Annotated in this window: 17 protein-coding genes; 9 read left to right on the top strand and 8 right to left on the bottom strand. The window is 42.8% G+C overall.

What is annotated here, in order from left to right; translation table 11 throughout:
• Positions 1-107: 107 nt before the first annotated feature.
• Positions 108-1055, top strand: coding sequence for an RNase adapter RapZ (gene rapZ / locus EI162_RS01820; RefSeq protein WP_192522744.1), 948 nt, complete (start codon positions 108-110; stop codon positions 1053-1055).
• A 94-nt stretch (positions 1056-1149) separates the two neighbouring features.
• Positions 1150-1665: a ribosome biogenesis factor YjgA gene (gene yjgA / locus EI162_RS01815; protein ID WP_192522724.1), complete on the top strand. Its 516-nt coding sequence runs from the start codon at positions 1150-1152 to the stop codon at positions 1663-1665.
• A 253-nt stretch (positions 1666-1918) separates the two neighbouring features.
• On the opposite strand, the gene EI162_RS01810 is transcribed toward yjgA, so the two are convergent.
• Positions 1919-2539, bottom strand: coding sequence for a thiol:disulfide interchange protein DsbA/DsbL (locus EI162_RS01810; protein WP_192522723.1), 621 nt, complete (start codon positions 2537-2539; stop codon positions 1919-1921).
• 382 nt (positions 2540-2921) lie between these two features.
• On the opposite strand from EI162_RS01810, the gene ubiG reads away from it, so the two are divergent.
• The 4 genes from ubiG (at position 2922) to EI162_RS01790 (ending at position 5883) form a co-directional block, all read left to right on the top strand.
• Positions 2922-3758, top strand: coding sequence for a bifunctional 2-polyprenyl-6-hydroxyphenol methylase/3-demethylubiquinol 3-O-methyltransferase UbiG (ubiG, locus tag EI162_RS01805; RefSeq protein WP_192522722.1), 837 nt, complete (start codon positions 2922-2924; stop codon positions 3756-3758).
• A gap of 125 nt (positions 3759-3883) precedes the next feature.
• Positions 3884-4594, top strand: a complete 711-nt coding sequence (locus EI162_RS01800) for an HAD family hydrolase (protein ID WP_192522721.1) — start codon at positions 3884-3886, stop codon at positions 4592-4594.
• Positions 4595-4690: 96 nt separating this feature from the next.
• A complete protein-coding gene (locus tag EI162_RS01795; protein ID WP_192522720.1) occupies positions 4691-5503 on the top strand; it encodes a YciK family oxidoreductase in 813 nt (270 codons plus the stop codon).
• A 113-nt stretch (positions 5504-5616) separates the two neighbouring features.
• On the top strand, positions 5617-5883 hold the full coding sequence (locus tag EI162_RS01790) for a DksA/TraR family C4-type zinc finger protein (RefSeq protein WP_192522719.1): 267 nt from the start codon (positions 5617-5619) through the stop codon (positions 5881-5883).
• A 242-nt stretch (positions 5884-6125) separates the two neighbouring features.
• Here the strand turns inward: EI162_RS01790 and ompR are convergent, their stop codons facing one another.
• The gene (ompR, locus tag EI162_RS01785; RefSeq protein WP_192522718.1) at positions 6126-6884 is read right to left on the bottom strand and encodes a two-component system response regulator OmpR; all 759 of its coding nucleotides are present in this window, start codon (positions 6882-6884) and stop codon (positions 6126-6128) included.
• A 430-nt stretch (positions 6885-7314) separates the two neighbouring features.
• On the opposite strand from ompR, the gene EI162_RS01780 reads away from it, so the two are divergent.
• Positions 7315-9852 (top strand): Tex family protein, encoded by a 2538-nt coding sequence (locus EI162_RS01780; protein ID WP_192522717.1) that lies wholly within the window; start codon positions 7315-7317, stop codon positions 9850-9852.
• A 330-nt stretch (positions 9853-10182) separates the two neighbouring features.
• Here the strand turns inward: EI162_RS01780 and EI162_RS01775 are convergent, their stop codons facing one another.
• From EI162_RS01775 to EI162_RS01765, 3 genes are all read right to left on the bottom strand, one after another.
• Positions 10183-10587 carry a hypothetical protein gene (locus EI162_RS01775; protein WP_192522716.1) on the bottom strand — a complete coding sequence of 135 codons (405 nt, stop codon included), beginning with the start codon at positions 10585-10587 and terminating at the stop codon, positions 10183-10185.
• Between the two features lie 414 nt (positions 10588-11001).
• Positions 11002-11841, bottom strand: a complete 840-nt coding sequence (locus EI162_RS01770) for a hypothetical protein (RefSeq protein ID WP_192522715.1) — start codon at positions 11839-11841, stop codon at positions 11002-11004.
• A 702-nt stretch (positions 11842-12543) separates the two neighbouring features.
• On the bottom strand, positions 12544-13827 hold the full coding sequence (locus EI162_RS01765; RefSeq protein ID WP_192522714.1) for a saccharopine dehydrogenase family protein: 1284 nt from the start codon (positions 13825-13827) through the stop codon (positions 12544-12546).
• A gap of 447 nt (positions 13828-14274) precedes the next feature.
• On the opposite strand from EI162_RS01765, the gene EI162_RS01760 reads away from it, so the two are divergent.
• Positions 14275-14430, top strand: coding sequence for a DUF1328 domain-containing protein (locus EI162_RS01760; RefSeq protein WP_192522713.1), 156 nt, complete (start codon positions 14275-14277; stop codon positions 14428-14430).
• 121 nt (positions 14431-14551) lie between these two features.
• On the opposite strand, the gene EI162_RS01755 is transcribed toward EI162_RS01760, so the two are convergent.
• On the bottom strand, positions 14552-14845 hold the full coding sequence (locus EI162_RS01755; protein WP_192522712.1) for a 4a-hydroxytetrahydrobiopterin dehydratase: 294 nt from the start codon (positions 14843-14845) through the stop codon (positions 14552-14554).
• A 315-nt stretch (positions 14846-15160) separates the two neighbouring features.
• Complete coding sequence (locus EI162_RS01750) at positions 15161-15442, bottom strand: GNAT family N-acetyltransferase (RefSeq protein ID WP_192522711.1); 282 nt, start codon at positions 15440-15442, stop codon at positions 15161-15163.
• A gap of 467 nt (positions 15443-15909) precedes the next feature.
• Between EI162_RS01750 and ettA the strand changes: the two genes are divergently transcribed.
• Positions 15910-17571 carry an energy-dependent translational throttle protein EttA gene (gene ettA, locus EI162_RS01745; RefSeq protein WP_192522710.1) on the top strand — a complete coding sequence of 554 codons (1662 nt, stop codon included), beginning with the start codon at positions 15910-15912 and terminating at the stop codon, positions 17569-17571.
• Between the two features lie 178 nt (positions 17572-17749).
• On the opposite strand, the gene plsB is transcribed toward ettA, so the two are convergent.
• Positions 17750-20509: a glycerol-3-phosphate 1-O-acyltransferase PlsB gene (gene plsB, locus EI162_RS01740; RefSeq protein ID WP_192522709.1), complete on the bottom strand. Its 2760-nt coding sequence runs from the start codon at positions 20507-20509 to the stop codon at positions 17750-17752.
• Positions 20510-20602 lie beyond the last annotated feature (93 nt).

Raw genomic sequence — 20602 nt, 5'->3', positions numbered from 1 at the left:
AGTTTCGAATAAATAGCGTACTATAGATATAAAGACCGTTTAAGATTTTAGTCGTTTAGGGTATGGCAAGCCTATCAATCAATCGGGTAATGGATCAAGGTAATAGTATGGTAGTAGATAGTGACACTGTAAATCCTCAGACGCCATCACCGAGCGATGACAAGCTGAGCGTGCTCATTGTCTCCGGACGTTCAGGCTCGGGTAAGACTTCTGTACTCAATACTTTAGAGGACTTAGGTTACTACTCCATTGATAATTTGCCCTTATCGCTAGTCCCGGAAGCGGCGCATAAGTTGATCCACGAGAGTAGTATCAAACGCGTGGCGTTGGGCGTTGATATTCGCTCACCGCGCGCCGACCTCTCCAACTTTGCTGCGATTCAAAAAGAGTTGCATCAGGTCTATGGCGAATTAAAGGTGCAGGTCATTTATGTCACTGCGCAAGAGGAAATCTTAGTCGCGCGCTTCAACGCTACGCGTCGTGTCCATCCGTTAATGGCGCAAGATGCTGATGGTATTGAAAACACCAAATATAATTTACCAGCGGCGATAAAGAGAGAAATTGAATTATTAGAGCCGATAGCCCGTTGCGCTGACGTTACTATCGATACTAGCAAGCTCAATATTCATCAGCTAAAAGAACGCCTACGCGATCAAGTCGGGGCAGATAATAAGATTGTGATTAACCTGTTATCTTTTGGCTTCAAGTATGGCAGCCCTATTGACGCCGATTTTGTCTTTGACGTTAGAATTTTACCCAATCCGCATTGGAATGCCGCTTTGCGCAGCGCCACAGGATTAGATAGCGAAGTCGAGGCATTTTTTGCAGATTATCCTGAAGTGAGCGAGATGAGTGATGATATCGCCAAGTTTTTGACGCGGTGGTTGCCAGACTTTTTGCATAATAATCGCCATACCGTAACCGTTGCTATCGGCTGTACAGGTGGTAAGCATCGTTCGGTTTTTATCACTGAAAAGTTACAACGTCATCTCACTGAACATTTGCCAGAAGCCTTGACGGTTGTGGCTAAACACCGCGAAAAAGGCCGTTGGTAATCGTTAAGTCATTATTACCTTGACGTCATTATTATTATCATCGTTATCGCCCAAATAGTGTCTATTTTATTACCCTTATTCTCAGAGAGCTTTTATGATTGATTGGTCAGAACAGGATATGCGCGTTTCGCGCACAGAGCTCAAAAAAGCCCATGAGCGCTTACAGCAGTTGTCGATACCGCTTGCCAGCTTATCGAAAAAACAGCTAAAGTCTTTGCCAGCCAGCGATTACTTTATGGCAGAACTGATGGCACTGGCTGATATCACCAGCGCCAATGCCCGTAATCGACAGACCAAGCGCGTCGGTAAACTCATCAGCGAAGAGAATCGCCACGAGTTGGTAAAAGCATTGTTCGATGCATTTTTTCCCAAAGAGCAAGTCTCTAAAATAGAAAGCTGGTATGAGCGTTTAAATATCAATGACGAAGGCACGCTGAAACAGTTCGTCAAGCAATACAAAGCCTCTGAACACAATAGTATGTATCAATTATTGCTCTGGATTGAGTATGCTAAGCATATGAACGATGATGAGCTGATGGCAGAATCAAAAGAAGATTTGGCAAGCTATATTCGTGAAGTGGCTATTTTGTCGCAGTTAAAAAAACAGTGAGAAAAAATACACAGTTAAGTGAGCTTGGTTCAGTCGATGGACATTTGGTTCAGTTGATAGATATATAGATAGTTAAAATACTTTAAAAACGCTACGGTACCTGTAGTACGTGATTTATCGATTTTACGTTTCACTGACTATAGATAGGTATAAAGTGCTAAAAGTAGAATACTAAGCTGCAAAAAAGCCAATCATTTATGGATTGGCTTTTTTATGTGTCCAGCTTATGTATTTTATTTTTTTGAGTTTGGTATTATTTTTTCTCAGTACGGACCTTATCCACCAAGTAATCAACAACTTTAGGCACAGTGGCGCTTTCGCCAGTCACCACGTATTTGCCCTGTACCACTACTGCGGGCACACCAGAGAGCTGATAGCGTTTAGCACCCGCTTGTGAGCGGCCAATTTTTGTGCCGACGGCGAATGAGTTATAAAGGCTATTAAATTTCTTTTCATTAACCCCTTTTGACGCATACCATTTACTTAATGATGATTGGTCAAAGATTTTTTTGCCGTCTTTGTGAATCGCTTCAAATAATGCGTCATGGGTCTTGTTTTCAAATCCTAGCAACTGCGCGGCATAAAAACCACGGGCACTGGCTTCCCAAACAGGGTTTAGCGCTGCTGGGGTTTTGAAAAATGCCACATCTTTGCTTTTACTTTTTGCCCATTTTTCCATATGCGGATTGAGGGTGTAGCAATGCGGGCAGCCATACCAGAAAAACTCACGAACAATGATAGCATCACCGCTGATCTTTTCTGGATTGTCCAGCACGCGGTAATCTTTTCCAGCGACATAATCGGCAGCTTGTGCGCCCATAGAGGCAAACCCAATAGCCATGGCCAGACCAGTCAGTGTGATGACACGTTTCATACTTTATCCTTGAGGTATCGAATTTCAGAGGTGTTCTTATGAGTTTTAGAATGACTAAACGACCATACGCCGCTTACATCGACCTATCATACAATAACGACTATAATAACGTAAAGCACGCGTAGTTGTGAACCCGATTCTTAAAGAATCATGGTAAAGCGGTGAGTTATTAGTAAAGGGAGCTTACGTATCCTTTCGCTTGTCATATTTGGGCTTATGATTGTGAAAGTTTAAGAGGTTAACAACGATCGGCTATTGGCAAACCAGTTCACAATCGGTGACGATGTACTCACGACAAAGCCGCTGCTATCATGCTAACATTAAAAGCATAATCGTACCCTGTATACGACAAAAACTATAATGACAATAAAGGAAAAATGCGATGAGCTCAACTTTATCTTCTCCACCTTCTGAGAATGAACAACTCAGCAGTAATCTCGATAATACTAAGTCTGCCAATATCAATGTGGATCCCAGCGAAGTTGAAAAGTTCAATAAACTGGCGAGTGAATGGTGGAGTACGACGGGCGCATTTGCGACTTTGCACGAAATCAATCCGCTACGTTTAAATTGGACAGAAGAAAACGTCAAGCGTGGCTATCAGAGCGATAGTGGTAATGATGCGCACAAAACAGCTGAGACAGGACTGGCTGGCAAGAAGGTGATCGATGTCGGTTGCGGTGGCGGTATATTATCGGAGTCTATGGCACGCCGCGGTGCTGATGTGACTGGTGTAGACTTGGGCACCGAAAACCTAAAAGCGGCTGCACTGCACGCCGAACAAAGCGGTCTAAATGAGACCTTACGCTATCAACATATTCCAGTAGAAGAACTGGCAAAAACGCACGCAGGGCAGTTTGATGTGGTGACCTGTATGGAGATGCTGGAGCATGTTCCTGATCCCAGCTCAATCGTTCGGGCTTGTTTTGAGCTATTAGCGCCGGGCGGCGTTTGTGTGCTTTCTACGATTAATCGTAACCCTAAATCCTACTTATTTGCTATCGTTGGTGCCGAGTATGTATTGCGCTTGCTCGATCGCGGCACCCATGACTATGCCAAATTTATCACCCCAGCTGAGCTGGATAAAATGGCTGGTAATGCAGGCTTCACGCGTCAAGACATCATTGGCCTGCATTACAACCCCATCACCAAGCGCTACTGGCTAGCACAGAACGTCGATGTTAATTATATGACTGCGGTTAAAAAACCGATGCGCTAATATCATCAAACATCAATAACAAACCCTAAAATCGCACGTTAAAATCGCATATTAAAAATAGTACGCCGTTATTTTTACTGCGCTATTTTTTGCTAAATACCTTTTCAATATTAAGAGCATTCACTATGAGTCAGTTTGTAAAAGCAGTTTTATTCGACCTTGATGGAACACTAATCGATACTGCTGCCGACTTTGTCCGTATTATCGGCAATATGAGCCGCGAAAATGCGTGGCAAGCACCGCTAGAAGACCAAATTCGCGAACAGGTTTCTGCGGGGGCGTCAGCGATGGTTCAACTGATGTTACGACATAATAACCAGCTAGAAGTGAGTGAAGAGGCATTATTGGAGTTTCGTCAGCAGTTTTTAGACGACTATGAAGCAGAAATATGTGTCGATAGCTGCGTGTTTGACGAGTTGGAAACAGTGTTGCGATCGCTTGAACAACAAAACGTACCTTGGGGTATTGTGACCAATAAGCCGCGCTATTTGGCAGAGCTGTTATTAGAAAAAATGCAGTTAGATGAGCGCTGTGCCGTTTTGGTCTGTCCTGATGATGTATCACGGCCAAAACCAGATCCAGAGCCTATGTATGTCGCGTTGGAGAAGCTGGCTATTCCACGTGGCGCAGCAGAAAGCGTAATTTATATCGGCGACCATATTCGTGATATCGAAGCTGGCAATGCCGCTGGCATGATAACGGTTTTGGCTGCTTATGGTTATATTCCACCTGAAGATCAAAAAAACCTCAAAAAATGGGGCGCTGATTATATTACCGAAACCCCGCAGCAATTGAGTAAACTGCTGCTAAAGTCTGGTAAATTCGATTATTTATAAATCGGATTTATGATCGATTTTTATTTTAACGTAGCAAGATACCTATTTAGCCTTTTTAGCCTTTCAATTATTAAACGATAAGTAGTGAGCGATACCATGAGTGACAATTCTAATCAACAAGCCGCGCCACAGTCTGAACAACCTTTAAGCCATGACGATATTCGTAATTTTTTACCAGCTAAAAACTGCTTAGACGGTAAAACTATTTTGGTAACAGGCGCGGGTGACGGTATTGGTCGCGTTGCTGCACTGACTTATGCACGATATGGCGCCACGGTACTGTTATTAGGGCGTACCAGCAGTAAACTTGAATATGTTTATGATGAAATTGAGAGCTTTGGTGGTAAGCAGCCTGCCATGCTTCCGATGAATTTAGAAGGGGCAACCTATGCTGAGATGCAGCAATTAGAAGGGTTGATTCACAAAGAAGTTGGCCAATTAGATGGCTTATTGCACAATGCAGGCATGCTGGGGCAATTAACCCCGCTTGAGATGTATGATGTCGATACGTTTGCTCAAGTAATGAAGGTCAATTTTACCGCGACTTTTATGCTCACCCAAGCGCTACTACCGTTATTAAAAGATGCTGATAATGGTTCAGTTGTCTTTACGTCCAGCAGTGTTGGTACTCATCCACGCGCGTTTTGGGGTGCTTATGCGCTCTCTAAGCAAGCGGTTGAGGGTATGAGCGATATCTTTACCCAAGAGACGCAGAACACCACCAATTTGCGTTTTAACTGTATCAATCCCGGTGGTACGCGTACTAATATGCGCGCCCATGCTTTTCCAGGTGAAAACCCGATGTCTCTTAAAACCCCAGAAGATATCATGGGAGGTTATGTTTGTTTAATGAGTGATGAAAGTATAGGGGTGCGCGGGCAAGTGGTGGCGTTACAACCCAAGGACTAGTTGTCAATTTATAACTACTGCCACATTGAAAATAATGGGATATAACCCCATCTATTTGTTATTAAAGACTTTTATAGGGTCTAATTATAGTTAATAATAAATAGGATAAAGTTATGGCAGGTGGCTGGTCAAGAGATGGGGCGGAGCATGAGCAAATGGATGCGACCGTTAATGATGCGCTAGAACGCGCACGACGTGCGTTGCCGACAGGCGTTAGCGCAGAGTTTTGTGATGAATGCGGCGAGCCGATACCAGAAGCACGGCGGGTCGCTGTGCCAGGGGTTCAACATTGTATAGGTTGCCAAAATGAGCTGGAGCAAGAAGCAAAGGCCGCTGAGCTGTTTAATCGTCGCGGCAGTAAAGACAGCCAACTACGTTAACTTCAAATATTGTGCTTTATCAACTATAGTTAAAATACTTTAAAAACGCTACGATACTGCGGGTATAGTTTTTTTGCAGCCTCTGTCTGCGTAGGCACAGCAAGCTAGAAAAAACGGTACCTGCAGTACGTGATGTAGCGATATTACTTCTCACTGACTATAGCTTTATCAGTTAATAAAACAAAACCCTGCATTATTATGCAGGGCTTTTTTGTATCAGTAAGTATTATAAATGGTTAAAACTATTCACTCTTAGCAGCTTCTACTTCTGCTTCGTCGGGTACGAATACATAGCCCACACCCCAGACCGTCTGAATATAGCGCGCTTGTGAAGGGTTGTCTTCAATCAGGCGACGCAGACGTGATACTTGCACGTCGATAGAGCGTTCCATCGCACCCCATTCACGACCACGCGCTAGGTTCATCAATTTATCACGGGTTAGTGGCTCACGTGGATGCTGAACCAATGCTTTTAACACTGAGAATTCACCAGTCGTTAAGGTGACTACATTGCCGTCACGTTTGAGCGTGCGAGTCGACAAATCAAGGGTCCAAGGGCCAAATTCAACCACTTCAAGCTGATGGCTTGGCGCGCCAGGTAGCTCACGATTTTGACGACGTAATACGGCTTTGATACGAGCCAATAGCTCTTTTGGATTAAATGGCTTGGGCAAATAATCATCTGCGCCAGCTTCAAGCCCTGCAATACGATCCGCATCACCACCTTTAGCCGTGAGCATAATGATAGGAATATCAGCGTTTTCTTCACGAAGCCGCTTACAGATGCTGATACCGTCTTCGCCAGGTAGCATCAAATCTAACACCACTAACGAGAAAAGCTCACGCTGCATCAATTTATCCATCTGACTGCCATCGTGTGCGGTACGTACGACAAAGCCATCGTCTTCTAGAAAACGTTGTAATAAAGAGCGCAGACGGGCATCATCATCGACGACTAAAATACGCTGGGTTAAAGTATCGGGGCTGTTATTATCTGTCATACAGGCATCCTCTTATAAAAATTATTATTAGCAATAAATTATAGTTAAAAAGCACGAATAAGAATATCTTGGTAAATAAAATATTTCTTTGCCAGCAAAAATCTTTGGGAATAAAAAATTATCACTGTTATGGTTGCTGTTTAAGCGTCATTCCGTCGATTATCAAATATTTTATAAAACTATTGTTCAATATATCAGCACATCCCAATATTTGTGCTATTGATACTTTAGTGTATAAGATTGCGGTCATAATTGCATCACCCATAAGGATAAATGCTGTATGCGTTTGTTTAATAAGACACAATAACTGAGCTTGTGCGATGATTTTTGCTATAAATAACGTCATAAATAAGGAAAGTATAAAAAGGATTTTTATTCATGCAGCTTTTGCTATAATGCAGAACTACATTTCTCAACGATTGATACGTATATGAGTAGCACTGATACCTTAACGCCATCTCAAACCTCGACAAAAGCACAGGTTTTGGATGCAACCACACACGCGAATATTCACGACAAGCTTGCTCGCGCGCTTGGCATTAAGACTGCTCAAGTCAATGCGTTTGTGAAGCTTTACGATGAAGGCGCGACTGTTCCGTTTATTGCCCGTTACCGCAAAGAAAAGACGCAAAATCTTGACGATGCACAGTTGCGAGCTTTGGAGAAGTCTCTCAATTATGAGCGTGACATGGCCACTCGTCGCCTCAAAATTACTGAGCTGCTAAGCACGCAGGGCAATCTGACCGACGAGCTACAGACACGCATTGATAATGCGACGTCGAAACTTGAGCTTGAAGACATCTACCTGCCATATCGTCCGCGTCGTCGATCGCCAGCGGCCAAAGCACGTGCTGCTGGTCTTGACGTTGCCGCTCAAGCGGTCTTAACTCAAGAGGTTACCCCGACTGAGGCGCTAGCTGACTATCAAGTGCAATCTAGCATTACCGACGATAGTGGTAATGAGATTGAGGTTGATTTTAGTGATATTGACAAACAGTTAGCGGGCGTACAAGCCATCATCGTTGATGAGTGGACGCAAGCGTTAGACTTATTGGACAACTTACGCAGCGGCTTTGCTAAAACAGCCAGTATCGTTTCAGCAGTTGCTAGTGATGAGAAACGTGAAGTCGGTGAGAAATTCAAAGATTATTTCGAGCATAGCGAAAGCCTTGCACGTTTGCCAAACCATCGCTTACTAGCGATGCTGCGCGGCCGTCAAGAAAATGTCTTGGGTATCAAAATTGAAGGCGAAGATGCACCTTTTATCGAAAAAATCATCAGCCATTTCGATGTCGATGCCAAGGCACCAGCCGAGCGCCGTGAGTTTTTAACAGAAGCAGCGAGTAGTTTGTGGAAAGATAAATGGCGTCCGCACATTGAGCATCGTTTATTGACTGAAAAACGTCTGACTGCTGAAGCCGATGCCATCGATGTGTTTGCTAATAACTTACAGCATTTATTGATGTCAGCGCCTGCTGGTCGCAAAGTTATTTTAGGTGTTGATCCTGGTATTCGCCATGGTGTAAAAATGGCCATCGTCGATGCTCAAGGCCATGTCATGCTAGATAGCGAAGACAAGCCTGTCGTCGCCACGGTTTATCCGTTTGCCCCTGATAATAAGATGGATGAAGCGAAAGCAGTTATCGATAAGCTATTAAGCACTTATAGCGTTGATTTAGTGGCTATCGGCAATGGTACGGCGAGCCGCGAAACCGATGCAATGATTAAAGAGATTTTAGCCGCGAATAGTGAACTAAAAGCTAAAGCGGTTATCGTTAATGAGTCTGGTGCATCTGTTTATTCTGCCAGTGAGTTGGCCAGTGATGAGCTTGCCAATTTGGATGTGTCAGTTCGCGGTGCGGTTTCTATTGCACGCCGCTTGCAAGACCCATTGTCAGAGTTGGTCAAGGTTGATCCAAAAGCCATTGGCGTTGGTCAATATCAGCATGACGTTAACCAAAATCAGTTGGCGGATAGCTTGGATAAAGTGACTCAAGACAGCGTCAACGCCGTTGGTGTCGATGTAAATACCGCCAGTCCTGCTATTTTGGCGCACATTGCTGGTCTAAACCGTAACGTGGCTCAGCAAATCGTCACTTACCGTAAAGAACATGGTGCTTTTGATAGCCGTGAGGCACTAAAGAACGTCCCACGTTTAGGGGTAAAAACCTTTGAGCAAGCCGCTGGGTTCTTACGTGTCCATAATGGTAGCAATCCACTTGATGCTACAGGCGTACATCCAGAGAGTTATGCACTGGTCGATGGTTTATTGGCGCAAACAGGTAAAGCATTGCCAGAAATCATCGGTAATGATGGTGTGCTAAACAGTATCGATACCACGACACTAGCTGCTAACGATGATAACGTGAGTGTGAAGGCCATCCTAGAAGAGCTTGCCAAGCCTGCACGTGACCCACGTCCTGAGTTTAAAACGGCTAACTTCCGTGATGATGTCAATAGTATTAAAGACTTGAGTGAAGGCATGACCTTAGAAGGCGTAGTGACCAATGTCACCGCCTTTGGTTGTTTTATTGATGTCGGCGTGCATCAAGATGGTTTGGTACATATTTCACAGATGGCCAATGACTTTGTCGCTGATCCAATGAACCGGGTCAAACCAGGTGATATTGTGTCGGTACGCGTCATATCTATCGATGAAAAACGTGGTCGCATTGGGTTTAGTATGAAGCCTGAAGCAGAAAAGCCTGTACGCTCAGCAGCGAAAACAACGACGACAAGCACGGGCAATGATGAGAAAGCCAGTCGTCCACGCAGCAACCGTTCAAATAATAGCCATCCAGCCGCAGATAAGCGTCCATCGAAGCCTCGTGGTAATCGCCAAGATAAAGACAATGCCAGTAATAATCGTAGCAAGGCGCCAAGAGCAGATAAAGCGGAAGCTCCTAGCAAAATGGGTACCTTGGGCGCTTTGTTAAAAGAGGCAGGCGTGACTAAAACCAAGAAATAAGTAATAGTATTAATGTGAATAATAGCGAGTAAAGAAAAAGGCAGCCTAATGGCTGCCTTTTTTAGTTTGGAATATATTTGAGAGCTGGCTCACTAGCTAGTGGGTTTTAGCGTAGTTAGTAACTCAACTAGCTGAGATTCTCTTTTCTCTCATAGTATTAAACACATATAGTATTAAGCACAAATTTTAAGAATTTCATCAGTAAATATCAAGTGATTACTGTTGTTTTGACAGAAATTCGCTGATAACTATTTATCGCTGATAATTACTAAGGTAGCTAGGAGGTAACTTCCAAGCTATATGACTTAATAAGCGTATATATTGCGTAATTTATAGCGCTTCTACGGCTTCGCCTTGTTGAGGAGCCTGTTGTAGGTTCTCTTGTGATTCTAGCTCTTGTGATTCTAATAAAGCTTCTTGTTGTAGCATGGCTTCTTGTGGATCTTGTTGCTGTATAGGCTCTTGTTGGTTTTGCATTGCTTCTTGTTCTAATTGCATTGCCTGTTGTTGATCGGCGTTGTTATTCGTGCTCGCTCTTGATACAGACTGGGTTTCGCTAATTTCAAATGGGTTAGCTTGGTTTGATCCTGATTCGTTTTCAGCCTCAAGCGTGGTTGCAGTAGCAGTATTTTGCATATCTGCTGGTGCAGTTTCAGCAGGAGCTGCCATTGCTAGACTTGGGATAGTAAGCGCAGCGCCAACTAGTAACGATAAAGGTAGGGTACGGTTTTTCATTAATTACTTCCTTAGTTTACATTCTCATAGTGTCAGTTTAAAGGGTTTTAAACTTGACCTGTATTTAGCCTTCTGCTTATATTACGAATCTATTTAGTATTTCAAATGTATATATTTACTATATCTAACATATTATACATAGATAAAATAAAATCATGATAATCGTTAAACGACTATCATGATCGATTCGTATAAGGAGACTTACAAGCTAATCTAAATCACTTATAATCTCTAAGCAGGAGAGTATCAACTAAGCGACTGATGTTTCAGTAGTGAATGCATTAAATTTCTAACTGTTCTATGTCTTATTGTGAGGTTATGAAACTGTCAACCCCCTGCTTTCTTTAAAATAGTCCCTGTCAGTTCCTTAGCTGAATTCTATACAGCCCCTAAGATTAAATACACTATCGTTTTTTATTCAACGACTATATATTTACCAGTGTTCGGGTCAACGACACGTTGTGGCGTTTCATTATTAGGTACGCGAGTCACTGGAAAAGTCTGATTGACCTCGGTTTTGTCAATGGCATCAGCCTCAGCTTCTTCACCAACGACAACCGTGCGATCAGTACCATCTTCGATAGCGACTGCTGTCCCTTCAGCCGTGTTCACTTTTTTGATTTGATCGTCTGGGACAATATAGACTTCTTTAACGCTATATTTAGCAGGGCGAATAACACGATTGGTTTCAATGGTGACAGGTTCTACACTGCGCTCTTCATCGATGGCGATTTGCGCTTCCGGCGCTTCAACTTCTTTTGCTTCGCTCATGATAGGCGTTGGGAATTTAGCCCCAAAGTGGTTATCACACTGCTGCATACTTAGACGTACTGGGTTGCCAGCTTTGTCAGTGTAAACGTTGACAGGCATATCGGCAGCGATAGGCACATATTTTCCAACCAATGCACCCGAAACACCGTAGCGACCATTTGATTGGCCAACCCCTAAATCGCAGGCGCCTGCTGAATAACTGCTGGTCGCTAAGTTATTATTATTAACAACATCTTGTGGAATCATGACTTCTGACAAGCGCATTTTTTTGACCGCCGTTTCACCCGTTTGGCGTTTTGGGTTCTGATAAGTATAAGGCGTATAAAATTTGGCTGAGCCATCCTTCACGGCCATGGCACACTCATCATAGCTATCATAGCCAACGTTACCATGACTGTCAGTGGTCATTGCCGCATTAGCAGAGCTTGCAAACATAGCCAGACCTGATGTCAGTATAGCGGCGGTCAATACATTCAATTTCATGATTATTTCCTCTTAATTATGACTGTTAATTTTAATTGGTATTTTTTAGTCGTGCTTTTTTTAACAAAGCTGGTTAATGGCAATGATTAGTAGCATTTAGCGCAGCTGAATTTTTGATGTGTTAACTGACCGTATAGAGAGTCGGTTAAATGAGATGGTAAAGCTGAGTGATAAAAGCTGAGTCATAAAAATAATGCCATGACCTGTTTTATCCTACGTCAATCATTACGATATGGCTGTGACATTAGGCTAGGAATGTGTAGCATAATGTATTAAAAAATCGAAAAGCGGCAACATCGTTTACTAAAGAAGTACGTTATTATTAGGGGCTGTATAGAATTCATCTATTAGGACTGCTGATCGCTAAAATAATTCCAGACTAGGCGTAAATCGAAGGTAATGTCGAGACCTTAGCTAGATTTACAACAACGTCTGGGGCGATTTTAGCATCAGTCCGAAGGAACAGGACTATTTTTTGCCACTTCATAGCCAAAACTATCGCGCTTAGAATAACTAAACTTACTATTTTTGGCGTCGAATTGCCTAAAAAATAGTCTCTGTCAGTTCCTTAGCTGAATTCTATACAGCCCCTATTCATTAACATTTGCTTGAATGATGCTAGAAAATATAGACCATAAAAAACCGCATCTTATTTCAAGATACGGTCATTGATATTTTAAGAATGATTAAATTAACTTTATATTAAGCATCAATCACTTCAAAGCTAAGACCAGCGTGCTCTTTTAGACGGGTTAGCAGTTTGTCACCCATTGCAGAGGCAGGTGTCCAAAATCCACCGCCTACCTCTTCTTTACTAACGTCCTGCGCCAAACACAATGCCGCTTGTGACAGCATCCGTGAGGTACTGCCATAACCGGGGTCTTTGTCACCAGTAACTTTGGTGTTAATCGTGTCTTTATTAGCAGTGGTACCGAACAGGCGAATATCATAATAGCCATTGTCTTGGTCTTCTTTAGACGGGCCAGAGCCTGATTTAGGCAATACGTGTTTAGAAAGTAGCTCACGACTTGGCTTAATCATCATTGCGGTGGCAAACCCAAACAAACCTGCACTCATCGCATAGCTCGATAATTTACCTTTGACGCCATCTTTCATCCACATTGCTTCGTCATATTTAAAATCGCGACCATATTCGTAACCAAGCAGTTGGTTACTGCGATGGACGATACGAGTATTGATGCTTGCCATTACAAAAGGTGCAAGCCAGCGTTGGTGTTCGCTATCGTACTCAGGTTTGCTAACATTAGCTTGGCGTACATTTGGCGCGTCTTTATCATCGTTAAGCAAGTAAGGGTTTGCCACTTGTTTGCGACGTGATTTATCTTGGCCGACTTCTTCAAAAATAGTCGCCATCGAGGCTATCGTACCGCCAGATAGACCACCTTTTGCTGCTTTGACCCGCATATGAATCACATCACACGCCTCACCAAACTTATCTTCTGCTTGCTGCTGAGTAAAGTAAACGCCTAAGTCTGATGGAATAGAATCAAACCCACATGAGTTGACGATACGAGCGCCGCTTTGTTTTGCCGCGTCCTGATATTTGTCCATCATATCTTTGATAAAGATGGCTTCGCCAGTTAGATCGACATAGTCAGTACCGTTACTGGTACAAGATTTAATCAGCGGTTCGCCATATTTAAGGTAAGGCCCGACGGTTGAAATAATGACTTGGGTTTGTTTGGTCATCTCATCGAGGCTGGCGGCATCCTTGCTGTTAGCAATGATAGTATCGACTTTGCTGGCAAGTTTAGACTGTAATTCATTCAACTTTTCTTCGTCACGACCGGCTATTGCCCAGGTAACATTGTTGCCATTTTTATCTTTAGCATTAGACAAAAACTCGGTTAAATAGTGCGCTGTTATTTGTCCCACAAAGCTTGTGGCGCCATATAAAACGACAGCATAAGGGCGTTTTTCATGACTATTCTGTGGTGTCTTTGAAGTATCCGTATAGGTATCCATATTTATTATCCTTAATAGGTATTTGATGACTGAATCAGTGATAAATATTTATATCTTGCTGATAACTATATAGTAAAGTATTTATCGGTCGTAAAAATGACTTGTAAGTTATTGTTTATAGTAGATTGTATGATGCTAATGATAGAGATAGAATAATAGCTAAATATCTATAAACATAAGTTCTATAAATTCGGTAAAAGGCGGTAAAGTATTAAGATTCGCTACAAAGGTTACATAACCTACCGATATCATTACTAAAAGGTACGTTTTCTGGAGATAGAAATTGCTAATCTATGTTTGTAAGCAGTTCTAACAAGTATTAAGAAAACAAAAAATAAAAGAGATATTAGATAAGGTAATACGGATATCCATAATGCTGGTCTTATTATTCTTTATTGAATATGAGCTAAATATCTGGTATCTCAACAATAATTTGAGGAGAAGTTTATGTTTCGCTGGGCTATTATTTTTGCGGTAATCGCATTGTTAGCAAGTTTCCTAGGTTTTGGTGGTGTCGCTGGATTATCTAGTAATTTAGCTTATATCTTCCTAGTAGTAGCGGTTATCTTGTTCATCGTTGCCTTTGTTGGTAGAAAAATGTAATGGTTGAACCCTTTAACGGTAAGAATAATCTATAAGAAAAAGCGTCCTTAAAGGACGCTTTTTTGTGAGTGGTACAATTAATAAAACAGCTTTTGAAAGGGTGGGATATCCTTGAGAAGTATCATAAGCGTTTTGGCTGAATAATATGCTCCATACGTTTAGCCAAACGAATATCATGGCTGGTGATGCCACCTGTATCACCAGTAGTAAGGCGTACTTCGACTATGTTGTATGTATTGCGCCATTCAGGGTGATGCTCGAGTGCTTCAGCATGAAATGCTGCTTGGTTCATAAAACTCATGGCTTCGATAAAATCACTAAAGTGGTAGGTTTTTACGATTGCATTACCATTGCGCTGCCAGCCGGGTAACCCTTCTAGCTGCAAATTTACTTGTTTGTCAGATAAACTACTCATGGTGATATCCTTTATTATTATAGTGGGTTAGCTTGTTTTAACTGGTAACTTAAAGGTCTGTATTAAGGTCTGTATTGATGACTAAATAGCATCATAAACTCTATCAATAGTATAGGACAAAAAACCCACCTATTGCTGATGTCTTATTATATATTTGGCTACAAACATACAATGAGCGATATCAGAAAAATAGGAGGGCAGGGGTACAGCTACGTTTAGAAGGTAGTAATAATATGTTAGGTAACAGCGATAGAATTTACATACTGTATGTCGTCATAAGACATGCGGTTATAAAACCTAATTATTTCCTTTAGACTATAGTAAATCTTGATACTCAGGATGTTTGTCGATATAAGACGAAACAAATGAGCATTGTGGGACCACTTTTTTATCGTGCTCGCGTGCATAATCTAATGCATGTTTGACTAGTGTCGAGCCGATGCCTTGTCCACCCAATTCTTGCGGTACGATCGTGTGATCATAAACCAGTTTGTCATCACGCTCTTTATAACTGATATAGCCCGTATGTCCCTCAACCGTCGTTTCAAAACGTTTGGCCTGTTCATTGTGAGTGATATTTATATTTTGTTTACTCATATATGTATTCTCCATTGTTATCGTCGGATGTGACTTGTTTATATAGTCCGTTCAAAATAATAGCACGGTATTCTTTTTACAGTGAATCTACTTATAGTGCTGCTTGCAGCCAACTTGATTCTATTATCGATCTTTTTAATTTAAATTTATAGTCCTTTACCGTAAGAGTAGATAGGGCAAATGTTAAGAATGATGCCGTTTACTGGCTGATTTTGTACCAGTCACGCAGCCCAGTCACGCAGCATAGTATCGTGTATCCATTTTATTCAGTATCAGCTATACAAATTACAGCGCGCTAGGACAAAAGCTGTAAAACCAGTGCTAAAGCAACCTGTCGGCTTGCAGGGTATGCGCCACAATGCGATAATGGCTTATAATTTGTAACCCTGATTTTGAGGTGTAGCGCGCTTGGCATTATTGCTGAGTATGATTTGCTCGCCTCTTCTATGTAGTCTATCGGAGTGTTAATGGCTCAATATATCTACACGATGAACAACGTGTCCAAACTTGTTCCGCCTAAACGCGAGATTCTAAAAAATATCAATTTATCATTTTTCCCTGGTGCCAAAATTGGTGTATTGGGTATCAATGGTTCAGGTAAATCAACTTTGCTCCGTATCATGGCGGGTGTAGATACCGAGTTTAGCGGTGAAGCCCGCGCGCAAACTGGCACCAAAATCGGTTATCTACCACAGGAACCACAGCTTGATGACAGTAAAGACGTACGTGGTAACGTCGAAGACGGTATGCGCGAGGCGTTAGATGCACTAGCACGTCTCGATGCTATCTATGCAGAATATGCGGAACCGGATGCCGATTTTGATAAGTTGGCCGAAGAACAAGGCAAGATGGAAGACATCATCCAAACGTGGGACGCGCATACCTTAGATACCCAATTAGAGAAAGCAGCTGATGCGCTACGTCTGCCGCCGTGGGATGCTGACGTTAGCAAGTTATCGGGTGGTGAAAAACGTCGTGTGGCACTATGCCGCCTGTTATTATCACGCCCTGATATGCTATTACTAGATGAGCCAACCAACCATTTGGACGCTGAGTCCGTAGCATGGTTAGAGCAGTTCTTGCAGAACTACAGCGGTACTATCGTTGCCATTACCCATGACCGTTATTTCTTGGATAATGTCGCCCAGTGGATCTTGGAGCTTGACCGTGGTCATGGCTATCCGTACGAAGGCAACTATACTGAATGGCTCGAGCAAAAGAATACCCGTTTAGAGCAGCAAAATAAGCAAGAAGAATCGTTTGCTAAAGCGCTGAAAAAAGAGCTGGATTGGATTCGTAAAAACCAAAAAGGCCAACAAGCCAAGTCTAAATCTCGTGTACAGCGTTTTGAAGAGTTGAACTCACAAGAGTTCCAGAAACGTAACGAGACCTCTGAGATTTATATTCCACCTGGTCCGCGTTTGGGTAATAAAGTCATTGAAATCAATGATATTTCTAAATCATTTGGCGACCGTTTGCTCTATGAAAACCTGAGCTTTAACGTGCCAGCTGGCGCTATCGTTGGTATTATTGGTCCAAATGGTGCAGGTAAAACCACGCTATTTAACATGATTACCGAACGTGATACGCCAGATACGGGTTCAGTCGATTTGGGTGAAAGTGTCAAGGTTGCCTATGTCGGTCAGGTACGTGACAATTTAGATGATGAAAAAACCGTTTGGGAAGAAGTGTCTGACGGCTTAGATATTATTACCGTTGGTGATTACACCACGCCAAGCCGTGCCTATATCGGTCGCTTTAACTTCAAAGGCTCAGACCAACAAAAGCACGTCGGTCAATTATCTGGTGGTGAGCGTAACCGTTTGCAATTAGCGAAGACGCTAAAGCAGGGCGCGAACGTCTTGCTCCTTGATGAACCCTCAAACGATTTGGACATCGAGACCTTGCGTGCGCTAGAGGATGCGATTCAAGTATTCCCAGGCACCGTCATGGTGGTGTCGCATGACCGTTGGTTCCTTGACCGTATCGCTACCCATATCTTGGCGTTCGAAGAAGAAGGCCCAGTGTGGTTCGACGGCAACTATTCTGAGTTTGAAACTTATCGCAAAAAGACCATGGGTGATGATGCCACTCCTAAGCGTATGAAATACAAAAAGATTACTAACTAAGAGAGCTGCTTAAAAAGAGCAAGTTTAATAGCATAAAAAAGACCTCCAATTATTTAGAGGTCTTTTTTTGTGCGTCACTTGGTTAAGATATAGTTAAAATACTTTAAAAGCGCTACGATACTGCGGGTATGGTTTTTTTTACAGCCCCTATAATTGGCTCAAGATACCTGACTAAAACCTAACGCTTACGACCAAATTTACGCTGCTTTTTATTACTAATCTCAGTAATCGCATGGGTGATTTCTGCTTCGTCTAAGCTGGCCACTTGCTGCAAAATTTGCATCATATCAGGTGTCAGGACGTACTTGGCATGATGGGCAATATCGTTGATACGCTGGTCAAAGGTCAATACCCCAGTTTCATCATCTTTTTGCAAGTAATCAAGACGAGTCAAGGCACTGATAAAGCTGGTGAATAACGCGCGGTCAAAGAAATCAGGAATATCATCTGCATATAACACAGATAAACGTTGACCAAGCAGATGACACAAGTCAACGACTTCGTTTTCGGTTAAATTGCCTGAGCCTTGCTGAGCGAGTAGGGCAAGCGTCATAAAGTAACGCTCAAGACTTTGGCCAACGGGAGTGGCGAGAACTTGCAGCTGCTGATAGCATTTACTATTGGTCTCAGGTACGCTAAGTATGCCATCGCTCAATTCTATAATCAGTCCGTGCGCGATTAAGATATCAATTTTCTTATTTAGCGTCTCCGCTAAGCCATGCGCTGGATAATGTAAAAACAGCTCGCTCTGTAAGAATGGATAGAGTTGTTTGGCAATATTATCTAAACGGCTGCGCTCGATACGACCATTACGCGCCACGAGTGCTGATAAGAAAGACAGTAGAATAAACACATGCAAGATGTTATTGCGGAAATAGCTGAGCAATGCCGCTTGCTTGCCTGCAATTTGAATGATATCGCCTAAGATGTGCGGCGTACGCTCAATGAGCTTTAGCTTAATACCATAATCGATGATTTGTTGCGGACTCATATCAGTGATAACCGTGTCATCCGAATATGCCAGCTGTTGAGCAAGACCTTGATAGAGGGCGATTTGCTCGCGGCAGATATTTTCATCTAGAGCGGCTTTGGGTGCTGATAATAGCACCAATGACAATAGTGATACGGGCGTGACTACCGCGGCTTTATTAATATGCTGCATGACTTTCACGCCAATATTATCGACCATCGCACTGGCTTTATCATCGAGTGGCGTGTCAGTGCGATCTGCCGGTAAGCTATTAGCTGGTACATCGAATTTGGTCATAAAGTCGCTAAGATGTAGCGGTGTGCCAAAGCTTAAGTGCACATTGCCAAAGATACGCTCAATCTTACGGCCGACTTTAAGCAATCCAATCAAAGACTCAGACTCTTTGGGTTTGCCCTTTAACTCACCAACGTAAGTACCACCTTCCATGATGCGCTCATAACCAATATAGGTTGGAATAAATACCACGGGCTTATTGGTCTGGCGCAATTGGCTATGTACGGTCATTGCTAGCATGCCCATTTTCGGTGGCAATAAACGTCCTGAACGTGAGCGACCGCCTTCAATGAAGTATTCAATCGGTGTATGGCGCGTGATTAGCGTGTGCATATATTCACGTAATACCGCGGTGTAAAGCGCGTTACCACGGAAGCTACGGCGTATATAAAAGGCAACGGCACCGCGTAATAGCGGACCCAATACTGGCACATCTAAGTTGTCACCGGCTGCCACATAAGGAATACTTAAGCCGCGCTTATAGATGACGTAAGACAGTAGAAGGTAGTCGACATGACTGCGATGGCAAGGCACATAAATCAGTTCATAATCAGCCGCTAGCTCTCGTACGCGCTCAAAATGATGCACTTCTACACCGTCATATAGCTGCGTCCACAACCAGGTTAAAAACTTATAAAAACCGCGCACGATAGAGTGTGAATAATCATTGACCATCTCATTGGCATAGTTTTTTGCGAGTAGACGCGTTTCACGAGTGCTGGTACCGGTTTCTGCCGCTTCCGCTTCTATCGCATGTTTAATGGCCGGTGAATAAACGAGCTTGTCTACCAAGTTACGCCTGTCTGATAAATCGGGACCGAGCATACTGGCCCGCTGTTTATCCAGATAAATCGTTAGCTGCTGTTGCAACGAGCGCACCAGTTCACGATTGCCATCGGCAGCCGCGACCAATGCATAGCTTGGTGCTTCGTCAACATCCTTCACCGTCGTATGGTTGCTATCTTTTGAATCACTGTCTTTTTTATCAGTAGCTACTGAATCAAAGATAGAAAACCCTTCACCATCCCCTTGAACGTTATCATTAATAAGGGTACGTAAATCTTGCGGTGGATGGAACTGCACAAAGGTATCGCGTCCCATCACCCCAATATTAAATAATTGCTTGGTGATGCTTGGATCTTCCCAGTTGTCAGCGGTCAGCAGTTTAAATAGCGAATCTTCTTTTTCTGGCGCGCGTCCCCATAGGATAGATACGGGAACCAAACGCACCTTTAACTCTGGATATTGCAGGACAGCAGAAACCAAGCGTGACAGGCGCGGTGATAGCTGACTGTCTTTGGCATTTGGATGATTTAAAAATATGATGGCCGCATTTTCTTTAATATTATGAGCGACATCATTTACCCCAACCAATGCTGGTGGTAGGTTGTGCTCTTGCGTTTGCAAATCAATCAAAATGCTGTTGGAACGTGAGTAATCTTGCAACACATAAAATCTTAAGGTTTGATCGTCAGCGTCGAACTCGGGTAACTCACCCAATAATTTAGGTTTGACAGCGACGTCGAGCATCTGCCCCGAGAGTTTACGGTAGAGCTGATTGATTGGTGCATTAGAGTAAGGCTTGGTGGCGATTGGATTGATATCAGTTTCAGAAGAACTGTCAGTCGCAACTGGCGCTTTAAAAATCCGTTTTTTTAAGAACTTCGGTATCATAATCAGTATCAAAATTAGTCAAATGTGTTGCGCTTATAATGCCATAAAAGCCATCAAAGCGATATATAGTGTCTGTATATACTGCCACTATTC

Origin of the sequence: Psychrobacter sp. FME6, from assembly GCF_014861365.1 — a bacterium.
GTDB lineage: Bacteria > Pseudomonadota > Gammaproteobacteria > Pseudomonadales > Moraxellaceae > Psychrobacter.
This window is presented reverse-complemented; position numbering and strand designations above follow the sequence as displayed.

What these genes read in the sequence shown, in the direction of transcription:
- rapZ (WP_192522744.1), top strand. Translation starts at nt 108, where the DNA reads ATGGTAGTAGATAGTGACACTGTAAATCCTCAGACGCCATCACCGAGC.
- yjgA (WP_192522724.1), top strand. Translation starts at nt 1,150, where the DNA reads ATGATTGATTGGTCAGAACAGGATATGCGCGTTTCGCGCACAGAGCTC.
- EI162_RS01810 (WP_192522723.1), bottom strand. Translation starts at nt 2,539, where the DNA reads ATGAAACGTGTCATCACACTGACTGGTCTGGCCATGGCTATTGGGTTT.
- ubiG (WP_192522722.1), top strand. Translation starts at nt 2,922, where the DNA reads ATGAGCTCAACTTTATCTTCTCCACCTTCTGAGAATGAACAACTCAGC.
- EI162_RS01800 (WP_192522721.1), top strand. Translation starts at nt 3,884, where the DNA reads ATGAGTCAGTTTGTAAAAGCAGTTTTATTCGACCTTGATGGAACACTA.
- EI162_RS01795 (WP_192522720.1), top strand. Translation starts at nt 4,691, where the DNA reads ATGAGTGACAATTCTAATCAACAAGCCGCGCCACAGTCTGAACAACCT.
- EI162_RS01790 (WP_192522719.1), top strand. Translation starts at nt 5,617, where the DNA reads ATGGCAGGTGGCTGGTCAAGAGATGGGGCGGAGCATGAGCAAATGGAT.
- ompR (WP_192522718.1), bottom strand. Translation starts at nt 6,884, where the DNA reads ATGACAGATAATAACAGCCCCGATACTTTAACCCAGCGTATTTTAGTC.
- EI162_RS01780 (WP_192522717.1), top strand. Translation starts at nt 7,315, where the DNA reads ATGAGTAGCACTGATACCTTAACGCCATCTCAAACCTCGACAAAAGCA.
- EI162_RS01775 (WP_192522716.1), bottom strand. Translation starts at nt 10,587, where the DNA reads ATGAAAAACCGTACCCTACCTTTATCGTTACTAGTTGGCGCTGCGCTT.
- EI162_RS01770 (WP_192522715.1), bottom strand. Translation starts at nt 11,841, where the DNA reads ATGAAATTGAATGTATTGACCGCCGCTATACTGACATCAGGTCTGGCT.
- EI162_RS01765 (WP_192522714.1), bottom strand. Translation starts at nt 13,827, where the DNA reads ATGGATACCTATACGGATACTTCAAAGACACCACAGAATAGTCATGAA.
- EI162_RS01760 (WP_192522713.1), top strand. Translation starts at nt 14,275, where the DNA reads ATGTTTCGCTGGGCTATTATTTTTGCGGTAATCGCATTGTTAGCAAGT.
- EI162_RS01755 (WP_192522712.1), bottom strand. Translation starts at nt 14,845, where the DNA reads ATGAGTAGTTTATCTGACAAACAAGTAAATTTGCAGCTAGAAGGGTTA.
- EI162_RS01750 (WP_192522711.1), bottom strand. Translation starts at nt 15,442, where the DNA reads ATGAGTAAACAAAATATAAATATCACTCACAATGAACAGGCCAAACGT.
- ettA (WP_192522710.1), top strand. Translation starts at nt 15,910, where the DNA reads ATGGCTCAATATATCTACACGATGAACAACGTGTCCAAACTTGTTCCG.
- plsB (WP_192522709.1), bottom strand. Translation starts at nt 20,509, where the DNA reads ATGATACCGAAGTTCTTAAAAAAACGGATTTTTAAAGCGCCAGTTGCG.